This is a genomic window from Roseobacter denitrificans OCh 114 (genome assembly GCF_000014045.1).
GTDB lineage: Bacteria > Pseudomonadota > Alphaproteobacteria > Rhodobacterales > Rhodobacteraceae > Roseobacter > Roseobacter denitrificans.
This window is the reverse complement of sequence record NC_008386.1, coordinates 61134-75933: the sequence shown is the minus strand read 5'-3', so window position 1 is coordinate 75933 and position 14800 is coordinate 61134. Positions and strand designations below refer to the sequence as shown.

Genomic DNA, 14800 nt, shown 5'->3' with positions numbered 1-14800 from the left:
GATGGGTCACTCCTCGAAAGGGATTGCTGTGCGATAGTGGCACGGCATCTCGCCGCGATACTACCTGAGATTGGGTGCGGCCTCAAAAAAGCGCAAGCTGTTCGGGTTGCGGGCGGATATGCGCGCGGCCTTGCGGATCAATGGCCCAACTGTCCTGCACGCGCTCGATGCTGGCGTCCGGGCCGTGCTGGTCGATGAACACGCGGTCAGCCTCTGCTTTGCGGCTCCTGTGCAGGTCCATCGCGGTGTGGCCGCTGGGACGGATGCACCACGCGCCCGCCCGCTTGCCGCACTCGGGGCAGGCAACGGCCAGCACCGGATGGCGGTATGCTGTAAAATCTATCATGTGCCACAGACCCCGCCGCATTGATCCAGAAAGGACGCCTGCGCGCCGCCGGTGCGCGCGTCAAAGTCCACCTCGGCCAGCGGCACGCAGGACCGGTGCATGAACTCCTGATGCTGCATCGCCCCATTGGTGCCGCCCGCGCGCAACCCGTGGTCCAGGGCCACGGCTTCTGCAAAGGACACAGGATCATGGTCGCGCATCTGCTTCCAGCGTTCATCGCTGCGGTAGGGACAGCCGATGCAGGCGGACTTGGGCGGGCAGGGGTAGCCATGCCGGTCCAGCCACGCATGGCAGTCGCCCCGCGACATGCGCCGCTCGATGAGGGGAAAGCGGTTGGTGATCCACTTGTCCCGCGAGACTGCCATGCGCTGCATCTCGTCGGTGCTGAACCCAATCCATTGCTCCACCTTGAACCCCGTGGCGTGCTGGCGGGGCTTCAGCCCCAAGAGCCGCCGGATTTCACGGCGCACCGGCACGATCTTGGCCTCATTGGTGCATTGCCGCCGCCCCATGCCGCCATTGGCCAGAAAGTAGGGGATGGAGACAAACCGCCCCTCATCGCCCGCCGCGCGGGCGGTGATCGCGGCCCGTAGGTCGATGGCCTGCACATGATGGATCGGATAGGGCAGGACGTTCGCGCCCTTGAGCCAGTTCAGATGCTCCATGACCCCGGCAGGCTCCCAGCCTGCATCTGCAAAGATAGCCGCATCCGGCATGGGGCCAATCTCACCATGGGCGGCCATGAGGGCAAGCGTCGTGCTTTGCACCCCGGCTCCGAGAGAGAGGACGCGCAGATGCGCGCCCTCCACCGGTTCACTGACACCGGGCCACATTATGATGCCCTCCCGTTGTCAGTCGTGTCGATCCGCGCTTGCTGCGCCTCCAAACGGCCCAAAAGCGCTGCGATCAAATCACGGGTAGAGGCCCTGTCCGCCAGGTGCAGCGCCGCGCGCTGACCGGCTGTCAGGGTATCTTCGAGTGTCGCAACCGGGCTGGTGTTTTCGGGCGCATCATTAGCGGCCCTGTACCGGGCCAGTGCTTCCAGCAACGGGGCCAGCACCGCCCTGATCTGCGCATCGGTCGCGCGGTTTGAAGCGGCTGATTTTTCGATGAGGCGCAATGTCTTGAGGATCGTATCGACACGGCCCAGATTTGTGTTGTTCTCGAATGCCATTAATGTGGTCTCCCTCTGAGTGGACTGGCAACAGCTTTGCGGGCTGTGCAGCGTCTGTAAGAGAAGGGGACGCGCACCCGCGCCCCCAAACGGTTCTGTTCAGGCCGCTGCCTTCTTGGCTTTGGCGGGCTTGGCGGTTTTCGGCGTTACGGCGGGCGCTGTCGCCATGCCGTCGGGCACCCACGCCTCGGCGCGGCGCTTCTGCTCGGCTGAGAGCGGCGGGATGCCTTTCTTGCCCGCAAAGATCGCAGCCAGCCGGGCGGCTTTCTCGCCCTTCTTGAGGCTGGTGAAGGATTTCTGCGGGGCCTCGCCCAGAATGAAGGCCATGGCCTCGATCAACTGATCTGCCTTGAGGCGGTTGAGGAACGCCTCGCTCGGCGTCCAGACTGCCCGCACATTAGCCCCGGCCAGCGTTGCGACCATTTCAATCAAAGGGTTCTGGGCATGATCCGCCAAGGTCGCCTGCATCAGCTTGGCAACCTCACCGGTCAGCGCGGCGTTGCGCTCTTTCTTCGGCAGTGCGCGAAAGGCTGCAAACTTCTCTGCCGCTGGTTTGGCCCGGATAGGCGTTTCATATTCATGGGCAATCCGGGCATCTACCGTCAGGCCCGCGTCGTCGTCGGGCGTGTTGCGGGGCTGGGTGGTGCTGATCCCGATGGGGCTGTCATACATGCTCTGCACGAGGGCGAAGGTCACAAGGTCCAGCGCCAGTTCGGGCTTGTCGAGCAAGGCGGTCTGCACCGCACAGGTACGCACCCGCGCCAGATCAGCGGTCAGAGCCGCGCTATAGGCGCTCTTTGGCTTCTCTGCCGCGCTGTAGCTGGTGTGATGCGCGTTCTTGGCACAGATACCGGCGTCTTCGGCCTCCTTGCGATTTTCGGGCCGGATCATGCCATAGGTCGCGCCCAACTCACCGTGATAGGTGATATAGAGGAACACGCCCGCCAGCCTCTTTTGATCCTCGGTATAGGCTTTCTGCTCCATCGCTTCTTCCAAAGCGTCAAACTCGGCCATTTCCGCCTCCGTCGCCGTGTCCGTCTCCACGATGTCGGCCAGTGCGTCATAGCGGGCCTGCTGGTCTTCGCTCGGCGCAACAGGCTGGGCATAGGCGCGGCCCATCTTCTGCGTCACCTCATAGGAAGGCTGCTCATAGGCTGTTTCAACCCACAGCCATCCCTCACCCTTTAGCGCCTCTGCGGCCTCGGCCAGCTTGGCGTCGGCCAACTGTTGAACGATTTCGCTGTCCGTGAAATACACATCCTCGCCAAACAGGTCCTCGGTGACAGCACCGCCTGCGGCTTCATAGGCCGCGCGGCCTACGAAGGTCGCCAGCTTGCCATCACCGTCGGCTGCATCTTGGGTCAATTCAGACCGAATGCTGTGCAGCTGGTCGCCCATCCACCCGCCGTTGAGCCGTTCAAAGACCTCTGCGGCCTGCTCAGTAGTGTCGGCCACGGTATAGGCGGCGGCAACGTCCAGCGTGATTTCATCGGCGCGCAGCGCATCCAGAATGACCGTTGGCAATACCGCTAGCTTCATGCGGCCTTTCACATGGCGCACGGTCACACCAAAGGCTTTGGCCACGGTGCTTTCATCTGATCCCGATTGGATCATATCCGCATAGGCGCGGACCTCTTGCGCGGGGTGCAGGTTCTTGCGGTTGACGTTCTCGGTCGAAGCCCAGCTTTGCGCCTGTGCCGCATCCGTGGTCACGGTCACATTGACCAAATAGGTGGCTTCATCCTGCCCCAGATCGGCGGCAGCAAGCCGCAGGGCGCGCAAGCGACGCCCACCCGCGACGATTTCCACACCGTCTTTGGTTTCCAATCCCGCAATTGGCTGGATCAGACCCACGGTCTTGATGCTCTCGGCCAGTGAGGCCACATCTTCGTCGGGCACCTCCTGACGCGGGTTGAGGGGCGACAGGCTGAGGCTGGACAGGGCCAGTGATTTCAGGGTGCCTTGGGTCATTTCGGATTGTGATTTCTTTGTCATGGGGACATATCCTCTGTCTTGTGGTGATGAGTTGTTCTGTTATGGTTGCCCCACCCCTTGCGGGGTGAGGCGAGGCCCTTAGCGGGCTGCGTTTTGCATCAGGAAGCGGCGTCCGATACCAAATTGATCGCCCTTCCTGACCAGCGCCCATGCCTCGGCTATGCGCTTATTCAGTGTTTCGCTGTCCATTCGTTCACCTCCTTTCCGGCGCGGGTTGCGCCTGTTGGCAGCGCCCCTTGTGGGACGCCCCAATCTCAGGCGGCGTTCGCAGGTGCGGTGGCCTTGAACGCGCGCAGGGTGTTGGTGAAATCCATTGCCCGTTCGCGGTGGATGCACAGGCAGAAGAACCGCCCGTTGATCCGCAGGTAGGCATCTGTCAGGAACCCGGTTGCAAACTCGGACATGGAAAACCCGTCTGCGGTCCAATCGAGCGGCGGCAGCACTTCGAGGAAATAGGTGTAGACGTCCTCGGTGGTCTCGAACCACTGGCCTGCGAACCGTTGATCGGGTCCGTATCCCCGGTTGATGAGGTCAAAGGATTTGGCCCGGTCGGCCACCCCTTCGTGAATGGATGTGAATTTCAAAGCCATTTTTGGCGTCTCCTGTGTGGTGAGACCCTTTGAGGCTTAGTGCCCCTTTGGTGTCTGGTTTTGAGCGAAGCGCGTAAGCGCGTCCGTCTCTAAAACCTGACCCACTGGCGAAGTGCCGGAGGTAGCAAGTGCAGCCACAATCGATGGAAAGTGGTGCGGCCCGCAGGCGCAGCCGAGGACACGGTTTCTATCTATTGTGGTTGCGCGCGCGAGAACCCAGCGGGTTCTTAGCAAACGTCCCGAAGCGGCGTGTCGCGCCTGCGCGACCCCCAAGGGACCATCAAAAACTCAGGATCAACGATCCGTCGCGCAAGGGGGCGTGACCCTTCAGGGCAGAAACACCGGGCCTCGATGACCATGTGTCAAAGACCAGGGTGCGGCTTCACAGAAGACGGGGCAGGGGCTATTGAAACAGGGAATAGAGAGGACCAGGGGGTTCTGGGTGCAAGCCGGTCTGCCGGCTGAAACCTAGCACGCGGTCAGCTGGACGCAGGCCAGCAGATGCGCCCTTGGTGTTGAGTGTCAGACAACTTGATGGTCCTGTATCTTTTGACAGATCGGTCGCTTTATCTTCCCGAAATTAGCTGTACAAAGCCATCCTATAACGGTCATGTTATGCACAGATTATTTAAGCAAGAGGTAGGAATAAGTGTCTATTAAAACCCATTTTTTTAGTGCTGTTGGCGGGATGATAGCTGCTGCGGGGTTGGTAATTGGTTGGTTACAGCTTGAGTCAGACAAAAGTCTGTATGACATCTCTGAAGAGTCGATTCAGTCTACGGACGATCTGAATGACGCAATCACAGCGCTTACGCAGGTCGTGCGAGAACAAGATGTGATTATTGATCCGGACGGTCTGGAGACCCTGAACGAAAAACTGACGGAGCTGTCATCAACGCTGGCGCAAGGCACTGGCGATGAATTAACGGCATCGTCTATTGGCCGTGTGTTTGAAGGCGTGCACCGCGTGCCTTACCAAGAAACCATATTGCTGACAGCCTCAAATGGAGAGTCCAAGCCGTTCCGTTTTGACGACGCAGAAGAACGTAGAGGATTGGCTATTTTTCAGATAGATGGCAATAAACGCACCACCACTGAAGGCCGAATTCAATCATTGAAATTCGGCAGTGCAGACTGTGAACTTTTGTTTGTGAAGATTGATGCTGCGGCAACACCGCCAATTCTTGATATCCGTCTCACCTGTGACGAGTAGGGACCTGCGACTTCGGATCTTGGAGGGCCGATCCTTGTTCAACGCCGGTCATCGACGACCATAGTTTTCGACGGCAACCCAGCTTACACTGCGGTGCGCTGACGTGAATTGATACTTTGAGGACATTTCCATGAAAGCACTACTTGTCGCTGCTGCCAGTTTCTTTTTGATGAGCCTGGCGCCGACCCATGCCGCCGAAACTGTCACGGGCAAAGTGACGAAGGTGCGGGATGCGGATACGATTGTTGTGCACGGCGTCGCCGTTCGTTTGAACGGCGTTGACGTGCCGGAGAACGGCACGCAGGCGGGCAATCAGGCGACGGCGGCGATGAAGCGATACTTGCGCGGCATGACCATCACCTGCGAGCTGAATGGCGAGCGCACCCATGATCGGTGGGTGGGTGTTTGCTTTACGCAGGAAGGTCACGACATCGGCGCTGTCTTGATTGCCAGCGGGTTTGCTCTTGATTGCGCGCGCTATTCGGGTGGCAGATACCGCAACCTCGAACCTGCTGGTGCCAGATCGAGACTGCGACAAGCCAGGTATTGTTGAAAGAAAAGCCGGTCTAGTTGATCGTGGATTGCAACGCGGCGTCGCTGCCAAAGCTTTGCAGGTATCGCTTGAGGATCGCGTTTGTCTTGTCGAAGGCGCGGCGTTGTTCGGCCTCAAGGCAATTGATGTACTCTTCGGCGGCCCGGATGAAGGTCTGATAGTCTTCGTTGATCATCTGCCGCAACTCGGGATCGTCAGGAACGTCGAACATGTAGGGGTCTTCCGGGGGCAGACATCCTCCTAACAGCAAGTCCTCGCCCTCAAAGCGCGTCTGCGCTGGCAGGGAGGTTGACGCCAAAAGCGCGAGGGCAAGGACCAGCTGCTTGATTGTCTTACCCTCCGACGCTGGGCGTGACAAATCCTGTGTGATAATTCAGCCTGTAAAGAGGCGATCTGTACGCTGATGGCGTGCCGGGTTCGACGGTGATCTGGACCTGAAAGTTGACGTGTTGTGCTGGAATGCGCCCGACATATTGGGTCGTTCTCTCGTCGCGGCTCCCCACGACGCGCGTGTCTGTGTAGCAGAAGGCGTCCACGTTGACACTTCCGTGGTCTTGATCAGTGCTGCTAAAGCGCAGACGGTGCGTGGAAGGACAGGCCCAACCGGCCCGTTGGGTGCGGCTGAGATAGTCGTAGGGCGCATCTACTGCCCGGTAGGTAGTACCATCGCTTTGCGTGCAGGTGCCGAACGGTGGCTTCGGGTGGGGAAAATCTGTGATGCGGTCAATCATGTAGGAATAGGCATCGCCGCACCCTGCTGGAAAGCCGCCTGCCATGCACAATATGACTTTGCAGTCCATGTCGTAGCTCTGGGCTGAGGCGGCGCTTGATCCACCAATGAAGGCCATGGCTGCGATTGCTGCACTGATGGTACGTTTCATGAAGACCTCCAAAGAGACGTGAAATTCTACTTATGCGGGATAATAGAGAGACCCACGGAAAAACCAAGTATCAAATTTGCAGCATGTGTCAGAACGGCGATTTAAGTGCAGACCAGTGATTCAACGCACTGGTCGCGCCCTACCTCAGACGGTCGGTATCACAGGCACAACAGGAGGTTGGCAAAACGACCTCTAAGCATTCTCTGATGCCAGGATACGGTGGATGGTCGCGCGGGAGACGTGGTACTTTTTCGCCACTGCGCTGATGTTCTGTAGCTTCTGGTGATCCTGGACCACGCGCGCTCTGGTCTCCGCGTCCAGGGCGGGTCGGCGGCCAAGAACCTTTCCTTTGGCTTTGGCATTTGCGAGCCCAGCTTGTGTGCGCTCGATAAGCAGATCCCGTTCAAACTGTGCTGCTGCCGCGATCACGCTGACCATCATCGTGCCCGATGCGGACGTGAGGTCTGTGCCACTCAAGGCAAGGCAGTGCAGTTTCACCTGCCGATCCTTCAAAGCCTCGATCGTACCGGCCACGTCGATCATGTTGCGCCCGAGGCGATCCAGCTTGGTCACGACAAGTGTGTCGCCCGGTTCAAGCTTGTCCAAAAGCTTTGCAAACTCTTTGCGGCGCGCAGCCTCAACGCTCCCGCTGACCTTCTCCGACACAATCCGGTGTTCCAGGATGTCGAACCCGGCTTTCTGGATTTCCATCACTTGCGGCTCCACCGACTGCTCGGATGTGGAAACGCGCGCGTAGGCGAAAACTCTGCTCAATTCTGCATCCTGCCCCTGTGCGAAAAGACTGTTCGAAACTAACAGGCTGTCCGAAACGCGCAAGGCTAATTTGTGAACACCTTTTCTCCCTGTGTACGAAACCGTTCGTTTTCGGACAGCCCTGCATAATATTATTCTGTACACTTTGAGAATTTACTTAAGATGTGTAATCGGCGGCGCAATACTCGGCCACGGTAGCGGCGGCATTGTGTTGTCGCGGGCGGCTTAAAAGTCGGCCACTTTGGCCCTTTCATTTGATGGGAGGGCTTGGGGATTTTCACTGTGGAATTGTATTTGAAGGTGCGCCGCGCCCATTTTCAGGATGGTATGAGCGGGCGACAAATTGCTCGAGACTTTGGGATCAGTCGAGACAGCGTTCGGAAGATGTTGGCGTATTCTGAGCCTCCAGAATACCGGCGAACGGCTGCGATCGAACGCCCGAAGTTGGGTGCTTATATGGATCAGATTGATCAGTGGTTAGCTGAAAACAAGGGCCGCCCTAGTAAACAGCGACACACCGCCAAGCGCATTTTTGAACGGCTCCGTGACGAATGCGGGTTCGACGGCGGTTATACCATCGTCAAAGATTACGTGCGCGGCAAGAAGCGCGGCTCGCGTGAGATGTTCGTGCCCTTGAGCCATCCGCACGGCCATGCGCAGGCTGACTTTGGCGAAGCGCTGGTTGTCATCGGTGGTGTTGAGCAGAAGGCCTATTTCTTCGCGTAAGATCTGCCGCACAGTGATGCCTGTTACGTCCGCGCGTATCCTGCCGCGAACACTGAGGCTTGGTTGGATGAGCACGTGCATGCCTTCGCGTTCTTTGGCGCGGTGCCGCAGTCTGTTCTGTACGACAACGACCGATGTCTGGTTGCCAAGATCATGCCGGATGGCACACGCAACCGGACGCAACGCTTCAGTGCGATGCTGTCGCACTATGTCATTCGAGATCGATACGGCCGTCCTCGTAAACTCGGGCACGCGTTCATGTTGAACGGTTTTCGCAATGTACTCTTTATGCATTGCTATAACGAATTCGCGGGAAACGTCATATATATAACATAATGAACCTTACAAATTTTCTGATAGTGCGTTGAATTTACGATGAAACCCACCTGCATAAGTAGCTAAGTAACGGCTTAGAAAGTTGATCCCCAGCCGTCTTGGAAATGGAGCTGAGAGGATAACCACCCCTTCTTTGACCGTTGAAACAAGCCAACAATCCAAATCACTTTGACCGTTGAGCAGCCCACCCTGCAGCGAGAGCTTCGGCTTCCGTACAGAACCAAAGCTCCCCCTTTGTTTTGTCAATCTTGGTCGTGCCATAGTTAGGCGACCATGGTGTGTGGTAGATTTTCGCTTTTCCTGCGCCGATGTTTCCCTTGATAGGGCAACCGTCTGGGCGGGCTTCAACGGCGCGGTTCCACTTGTCGTCCCGGTAATCCCACGGTGTCTGAGTTTTTGCCTGCCAGACGTTTAAACCCGATGCTTTTGCGGTGGTTTCAAGCTCGGCGTATTCCGCGCTGTATTCTAAGAAAGCCCAAGCCAGGCCCTCGCGCACCATCATAGCGCCCAAGTCTTCGCCATTCGCCATGCACCGTGCAATAATTCGTCCATAGGGGTCACGTTCCAACGGGTTACAATCCAATGCTTTGCCTGTGATGAATTCAACCATCTTGTTGCTTGCTGCCGCGCCACAGCGCCAGACACCGCCATCTGCTGTTGCGCATTTCTGGCCGTTCTCCGGAGCATCTATGCCATGAAGTCTGAGTAGGACTGGACCTATTTCAATGGTGTCCCCATCAAATACAGAAACCTCGCCCGTGATGCGGATAGATTGCAACTCGGCATGGACCGCCGAGATAGACAAGAATAGCATGAGCGCAGCGAATGACACGGGACGCAGAAATTTCATGGCTGTTGTGAGCAATTATCACCAGTCTCTATTGTTGAACACGAGTTCTCAACAAGGCTCTAGTCCCCCTAATAAAACATGAACAGTTCTATAAAACCCCTTTGCAGTGGCGTGAATATACGGTTTTGAAGAAAACTTCTCTACCAAAGGGTGAAGAATTGGCGGCCATGCTGCTTCGAGATGTGATATGACTGAGGCTTAGAGCTAACCATAGCGTTGCAGCTTTGAATGGCGTGACCTTGCTTCGGAGACTTAGACATGACTTTGGATACCAAAACCAATCTATCAGCCGACGAACTCGAAGATCTATCGTTTGACGACTTTGACGAGGCGATAAACCCAAGGCCTGAAAACAACGACTTTGATGCAGTTGTTGAACAGGCGATTTCACGGCGTGGGTTTATGGGGGGCGTGCTGTCTCTGGGAGGCGTCACCGCTCTTGGTGCTGCCACCACAGCGCTTACGCCGATATCTGCACGGGCTGCAGAAAACCGTTTTGGATTCACAGCAATTGCTGCGAGCACCGAAGATACCATCACCGTGCCAGACGGTTACAATTGGCATGTGGCCACACGTTGGGGTGATCCGCTGTTTTCCGATGTTCCAGAATTTGACCATGCGACGCGTGGCACTGCGGCGAGCCAAGCGCGCGCTTTTGGCGATAACAATGATGGCATGGCAATCTTCACCGACAAAGACGGTCATCAAATTCTTGTCGCCAACAACGAGTACACAAATAGATCGGTGATATGGGGCAATAATCCAGAAGGAAAATATGTCTCGGACGACGACATTCTGAAGGGTAAGAACGCTCACGGTTTGACGGCGGCTGAACTGAAGGAAGTCGATGGAAAATGGCAGATCGTCAAAGACTCTCCATACAACCGCCGCTTTACGCCCGATGAACCTATGGACATTACGGGTCCAGCACGTGGTCATGCATTGATGCAAACCAATGCCGACCCGACAGGTGAGACGGTCCTTGGTACCTTTAATAACTGTGGAAACGGACGCACCCCTTGGGGCACCTATCTGGCGTGTGAGGAAAACTTCAATGGGTATTTTGGCACCAGCGATGCGGACGGCTATGAACAGGACGCTGGCAAAAAACGCTACGGTGTGAGCGGAAAAGACCGTGGGTACGGCTGGTGGAAAATCGATGATCGTTTCGATGTGGTCAAAGAGCCAAACGAAGCAAACCGCCATGGCTATATTACAGAAGTCGACCCTTACGACCCGACATCCAAGCCCAAGAAACGTACGGCACTTGGCCGGTTCAAGCATGAGAATGCGGAAGTTGTGGTTAATTTCGATGGCCGGATCGCGATCTACATGGGCGATGACGAGCGCGGTGAGTTCTTGTACCGGTACGTCTCTGATGGATATTACGCCGAAGGCGGTAACACGGATGCGCTGATGGAAAATGGCACGATTTATGCGGCCAAGTTCGAAGCAGATGGCACAGGCAAGTGGCTGGCACTTACCCCTGAAGCGACAGGCATGGATAAGGCTATGATCTGCATTCAAACACGAATGGCTGCGTCCGCAGTTGGTGCAACAACAATGGATCGGCCGGAATGGGTGACAGCCAATCCTCTGAAGGCCGAAGTCTATTGCGCCCTCACAAACAACAAGAACCGGGGCATAAAACCGAATGCCGGTGGAGATGAAACGCCGGTGGGCGGTCCAAACCCACGAGAAGCCAATAAATACGGACAAATCGTGCGATGGTGGCCTTCAAACGGGGACCACACGGCGGATACTTTCAAATGGGATCTTTTTGTAATGGCGGGCAACCCAACGGTTCATCAAGATATGAATGGTGGGTCGACGAACGTAAACGAAGGGAACATGTTCAACTCGCCTGATGGCTTATCGTTTGATAATAAAGGACTACTTTGGATTCAGACAGATGGAAATTATTCCAATGAAGAGGACTTTGCGGGTCAAGGAAACAATCAGATGCTCATAGGTGATCCTGCAACTGGTGAAATTCGACGCTTCCTGGTGGGGCCAAGAGAAGCTGAGATCACGGGTATTTCCTGGTCTGCAGATCGCAGAACCGTCTTTGTCGGAGTTCAACATCCTGGCGAACGCGGGGACTCCAATTGGCCAGACGGCGGCGATAAAACTCCACGTTCATCGATAATAGCAGTCCGCCGTGACGATGGCGCTGTTATTGGCTGATTTCTAAATATTGCAAAGACGCGGTTCGCATTGATACCGCGTTTTTGACGCCGTACATGATTGGGCGCACGTGATGTTCACCTGCTTAGAGAATTTTGTAGCGAGTGAGGTGCCCCTTCCCGTCATTTGCCGGTTCGCAAACGTTGCCATGGCGTCTGTCTGCCATCTGAAAACCGACTTCGCGGCACTCTCAGCCAAACTGGAACTCCATTCATACAGCGTTTTCACCGTTGATCAGATCGACGGCCTGCCAGAGTGCTGCTACACCAAGCCCGAGCCGGTGATTGATCCGGCGGAGCGCATCGAGCATGCGGACCGGTTCTTTGCCGAGACTGGCGCTGATATCCGGCATGGCGGCAACCGTGCCTATTATCCAGGGGCAAGTGACTATGTGCAGGTGCCTGTTTTAGAGAGCTTTCGCAGCCCTGAGGCCTATTGTACCACGCTTGCACATGAGCTGACACACTGGACAAAGCACCGAAGCCGCCTGGACCGGGAATTCGGGCGCAAGAAATGGGGTGATGAAGGTTATGCGCGCGAGGAGCTGGGTGGAGCCTTCCTATGCGCCGATCTGGCCATAACGCCGGAACCTGGCGAAGATCACGCCGCCTATATCCAGGGCTGGCTGAAGGTGCTGAAGAACGACAAACGCGCGATCTTTGCCGCTGCCGCGCACGCACAGAGAGCAACCGACTATTTGTGCCAGATGCAGCCGAGTGCTGAGGAAGAAAAGCACAACAATCGGGCTGCCGCATAGGCAGCCCTTAGCTTCGGGCCTCATTCATGCTTGCATATGCTGGTTCTCGGTCGCAGTTTGATTTCTGGTGGAAAAGGCAGCAGGAGGTGGTTAGTAAATGGGGGGGAAGCTGATAATGTTGTGCGCTGGCTTGATGGCGACCGATGGCGATACGGTCCGTTGCTGTGAGAGCGCTATAGGCGCATGTAAAGGTCAGAACCTTCGCCCAATGGGAGATGGCGCGCCGAATGTTTCGGGCTTCGATACACCGGAGATCGACGGGCGCTCGCGCTGCGCGCTTGAAGCCGAGGTTGGATTTAAGGCCGCCGCCAGGTTCGCCGAGCTCCTTCGCACACCGGGCCTTGTGGTCGACGATTCAGGCGAAGTTGACAGCAATGAACGGCCTCTTGTTTGGCTGCGACTTCCCAATGGTGCGACTATCGGTGAAGTCTTGATCCGCGAAGGTTACGCTCGCGAGTGGAGACCAAGGCAGCGGAATGACTGGTGTTCTGGCGAACTGCGGCGAGAATGATAGTGCGATAAGCTTTCATATGACAATCACACCATTCGCGGTAAGCGGCGTAGGTTGGACCTGTCACGTATTAGGGGGCCGAGGCGTTGAATGAGATTTTTAGGATGGTTATCGGTTGATACATGTATCGAGGCAACTTATATTTGCGATCCGGCCTAGGATACCTCCGTGGTAAGTAGCCATAGACTGAGAAAAGGCCTGGCGGACAACCGACAGGCCCCGACTAGCCTACCTAAAACGGTCGTTTACGCCTGAGTGCGCATTCCGGAGCATCCGGCCGGTCATTCCGACAACATCCGGCCGCCTAAACCGGGGTCTCCGGCCACCCTTGCTTAGCGGCTGCGAGGCCTGAGTTTTTGGGTATCAGTTTTGGGTGCTTTCGTCACCTGTTTTGAGTTTGGTTTTGCGCATGCTTTGCCCGTCGAGTTCGATGCGATAGGCATTGTGCACAAGGCGGTCGAGAATGGCATCTGCAAAGGTGGGCTCGCCGATCACATCGTGCCATGCGTCGATTGGCAGTTGGCTGGTGATCAGGGTTGATCCAACTTCGTAGCGATCTTCGACAATTTCCATCAAGTCGCGGCGCTGACTTGCATCGAGGCGATCCGGGCCCCAATCGTCCAGGATCAGCAGTTGGGTTTTCGTCAGCGCTTTGAATACCCGGGGAAAGCGTCCGTCTCCGTGGGCCAACTCCAGCTCGTCAAAGAGGCGCGGCATGCGTTTGTAAAGCACAGTTACCCCATCACGGCATGCTGATTGCGCGAGGGCGCAGGCCAGCCAGGTTTTGCCAACGCCGCAAGGGCCAGTGATCATCAGGTTGCGTTTGTCTTTGATCCAGCGCCCGGTCAGCATCTGCTGGAACAGAGCTTTGTCGAGACCGCGCCGAGATTTGTAATCCACGTCTTCCGGCGAAGCACCGACGTGTCGCAGTTTTGCTGTACGCATGCGGCTTTCGAACCGCTTTGTCTCGCGGCTGGTTGCCTCGCGATCAATGAGCAGACCCAGCCATTCGGCGTGCGTCAGGCTGGCAGTGCCGTCCTGTTGTTGCATCTCGGTAAAGGGGTCTGTTGCATTAACTGGGTTTCGCTTGGATATTTGAAGCAGGTTCAACGAGTGGAGGATCATCATGCAGCGCAATCCTTTCAAACATCATCGGTTTTCGCCCGATGTTATTCTTTGCGCGGTGCGCTGGTACTGCCGCTTCTCGCTATCTTGTCGAGATGTGCGAGATTTGTTGGCTGAGCGGGGCATCAATGTGGACGCTTCCACGATCCATCGCTGGGTCCGCAAGTTTGGTCCAGAGATCGCAAAGCGGTCATTCAAGCATCGATCATGGCGCGGCCAAAGTTGGCACGTCGATGAAACTTACATCCGAGTTGGCGGAAAGTGGCGCTATCTTTGGCGCGCGGTTGATCAGAATGGACAGCTGGTCGATTTCCGTCTGACCGCGCGCCGAGATATCAAAGCAGCAAGGGCTTTTCTGAAGCAAGCCTGCGAGAATGCCCGGCTATATCAGCCACGCTCAATAACTACCGACAAGGCACATAGCTATGCCCGTGTGATCGGCGAGATGAACCGCTTCGAGCTTCCTGGCGAAGGCGTTCTGCACATAAACCGCAAGTGGAAGAACAACCGGATCGAGAGCGATCACGCCGCCCTCAAGAAGTTGATTACCCCGATGCGTGGCTTCAAATCATTGTCTTCTGCCAAAGCTACGTTGCGCGGGATCGAGGCGATCCGAACCATCAAAAACGGCCATGTCCACGGTAAAGAACCGGGCGTCGAAGGCGAAATCCGTTTCGTGAGCAAACTCTTTGGCGTGGCAGCCTGATTGGCGGTGCAAACAAAGACACTTCGGGACTATGTAGATTAATGCAACAGACCCCTCAGACGCCGGTAGAGCGACC

15 protein-coding genes and 1 pseudogene are annotated in these 14800 nt (G+C 56.5%); 6 read left to right on the top strand and 10 right to left on the bottom strand.

Going from position 1 to position 14800, the window contains the following annotated elements; translation table 11 throughout:
• Positions 1 to 82: 82 nt before the first annotated feature.
• The 5 genes from RD1_RS21055 to RD1_RS19805 all read right to left on the bottom strand — a co-directional run bounded on the left by RD1_RS21055 (position 83) and on the right by RD1_RS19805 (position 4105).
• Positions 83 to 346: a zinc finger domain-containing protein gene (locus RD1_RS21055; RefSeq protein ID WP_044033578.1), complete on the bottom strand. Its 264-nt coding sequence runs from the start codon at positions 344 to 346 to the stop codon at positions 83 to 85.
• Positions 343 to 1179 (bottom strand): hypothetical protein, encoded by an 837-nt coding sequence (locus RD1_RS19820; RefSeq protein WP_011655429.1) that lies wholly within the window; start codon positions 1177 to 1179, stop codon positions 343 to 345. Before RD1_RS19820 ends, RD1_RS21055 begins: the two co-directional genes overlap by 4 nt.
• On the bottom strand, positions 1179 to 1520 hold the full coding sequence (locus RD1_RS19815; protein WP_011655428.1) for a hypothetical protein: 342 nt from the start codon (positions 1518 to 1520) through the stop codon (positions 1179 to 1181). The genes RD1_RS19820 and RD1_RS19815 overlap by 1 nt, the downstream gene beginning before the upstream one ends.
• A gap of 99 nt (positions 1521 to 1619) precedes the next feature.
• A complete protein-coding gene (locus RD1_RS19810) occupies positions 1620 to 3515 on the bottom strand; it encodes a ParB/RepB/Spo0J family partition protein (RefSeq protein WP_011655427.1) in 1896 nt (631 codons plus the stop codon).
• Between the two features lie 254 nt (positions 3516 to 3769).
• Positions 3770 to 4105 (bottom strand): DUF1419 domain-containing protein, encoded by a 336-nt coding sequence (locus RD1_RS19805; protein WP_011655426.1) that lies wholly within the window; start codon positions 4103 to 4105, stop codon positions 3770 to 3772.
• Positions 4106 to 4754: 649 nt separating this feature from the next.
• Here RD1_RS19805 and RD1_RS19800 point away from each other — a divergent pair.
• On the top strand, positions 4755 to 5318 hold the full coding sequence (locus tag RD1_RS19800; RefSeq protein ID WP_011655425.1) for a hypothetical protein: 564 nt from the start codon (positions 4755 to 4757) through the stop codon (positions 5316 to 5318).
• Positions 5319 to 5448: 130 nt separating this feature from the next.
• Positions 5449 to 5871, top strand: a complete 423-nt coding sequence (locus tag RD1_RS19795) for a thermonuclease family protein (RefSeq protein WP_011655424.1) — start codon at positions 5449 to 5451, stop codon at positions 5869 to 5871.
• Positions 5872 to 5884: 13 nt separating this feature from the next.
• Here RD1_RS19795 and RD1_RS21050 read toward each other — a convergent pair whose 3' ends face one another.
• From RD1_RS21050 to RD1_RS19780, 3 genes are all read right to left on the bottom strand, one after another.
• The gene (locus tag RD1_RS21050) at positions 5885 to 6082 is read right to left on the bottom strand and encodes a hypothetical protein (RefSeq protein WP_105880236.1); all 198 of its coding nucleotides are present in this window, start codon (positions 6080 to 6082) and stop codon (positions 5885 to 5887) included.
• 121 nt (positions 6083 to 6203) lie between these two features.
• Positions 6204 to 6752: a hypothetical protein gene (locus RD1_RS20530; RefSeq protein ID WP_050759152.1), complete on the bottom strand. Its 549-nt coding sequence runs from the start codon at positions 6750 to 6752 to the stop codon at positions 6204 to 6206.
• 192 nt (positions 6753 to 6944) lie between these two features.
• On the bottom strand, positions 6945 to 7526 hold the full coding sequence (locus tag RD1_RS19780; RefSeq protein WP_011655421.1) for a recombinase family protein: 582 nt from the start codon (positions 7524 to 7526) through the stop codon (positions 6945 to 6947).
• A 327-nt stretch (positions 7527 to 7853) separates the two neighbouring features.
• On the opposite strand from RD1_RS19780, the pseudogene istA reads away from it, so the two are divergent.
• Positions 7854 to 8495, top strand: a pseudogene (gene istA, locus RD1_RS19775) (IS21 family transposase); the annotation flags it as partial.
• Between the two features lie 256 nt (positions 8496 to 8751).
• On the opposite strand, the gene RD1_RS19770 reads toward istA, so the two are convergent.
• Positions 8752 to 9438: a thermonuclease family protein gene (locus RD1_RS19770; protein ID WP_074958810.1), complete on the bottom strand. Its 687-nt coding sequence runs from the start codon at positions 9436 to 9438 to the stop codon at positions 8752 to 8754.
• A gap of 258 nt (positions 9439 to 9696) precedes the next feature.
• Between RD1_RS19770 and RD1_RS19765 the strand changes: the two genes are divergently transcribed.
• Together RD1_RS19765 and RD1_RS19760 are read left to right on the top strand one after the other, a co-directional pair.
• The gene (locus tag RD1_RS19765) at positions 9697 to 11625 is read left to right on the top strand and encodes a PhoX family protein (protein ID WP_011655418.1); all 1929 of its coding nucleotides are present in this window, start codon (positions 9697 to 9699) and stop codon (positions 11623 to 11625) included.
• A gap of 70 nt (positions 11626 to 11695) precedes the next feature.
• Positions 11696 to 12382 (top strand): ArdC family protein, encoded by a 687-nt coding sequence (locus RD1_RS19760; protein ID WP_245897136.1) that lies wholly within the window; start codon positions 11696 to 11698, stop codon positions 12380 to 12382.
• An 874-nt stretch (positions 12383 to 13256) separates the two neighbouring features.
• Here the strand turns inward: RD1_RS19760 and istB are convergent.
• Positions 13257 to 14018 (bottom strand): IS21-like element helper ATPase IstB, encoded by a 762-nt coding sequence (gene istB, locus RD1_RS19750; RefSeq protein WP_011655415.1) that lies wholly within the window; start codon positions 14016 to 14018, stop codon positions 13257 to 13259.
• A 1-nt stretch (position 14019) separates the two neighbouring features.
• On the opposite strand from istB, the gene RD1_RS19745 reads away from it, so the two are divergent.
• A complete protein-coding gene (locus RD1_RS19745; RefSeq protein WP_011655414.1) occupies positions 14020 to 14724 on the top strand; it encodes an IS6 family transposase in 705 nt (234 codons plus the stop codon).
• Positions 14725 to 14800 lie beyond the last annotated feature (76 nt).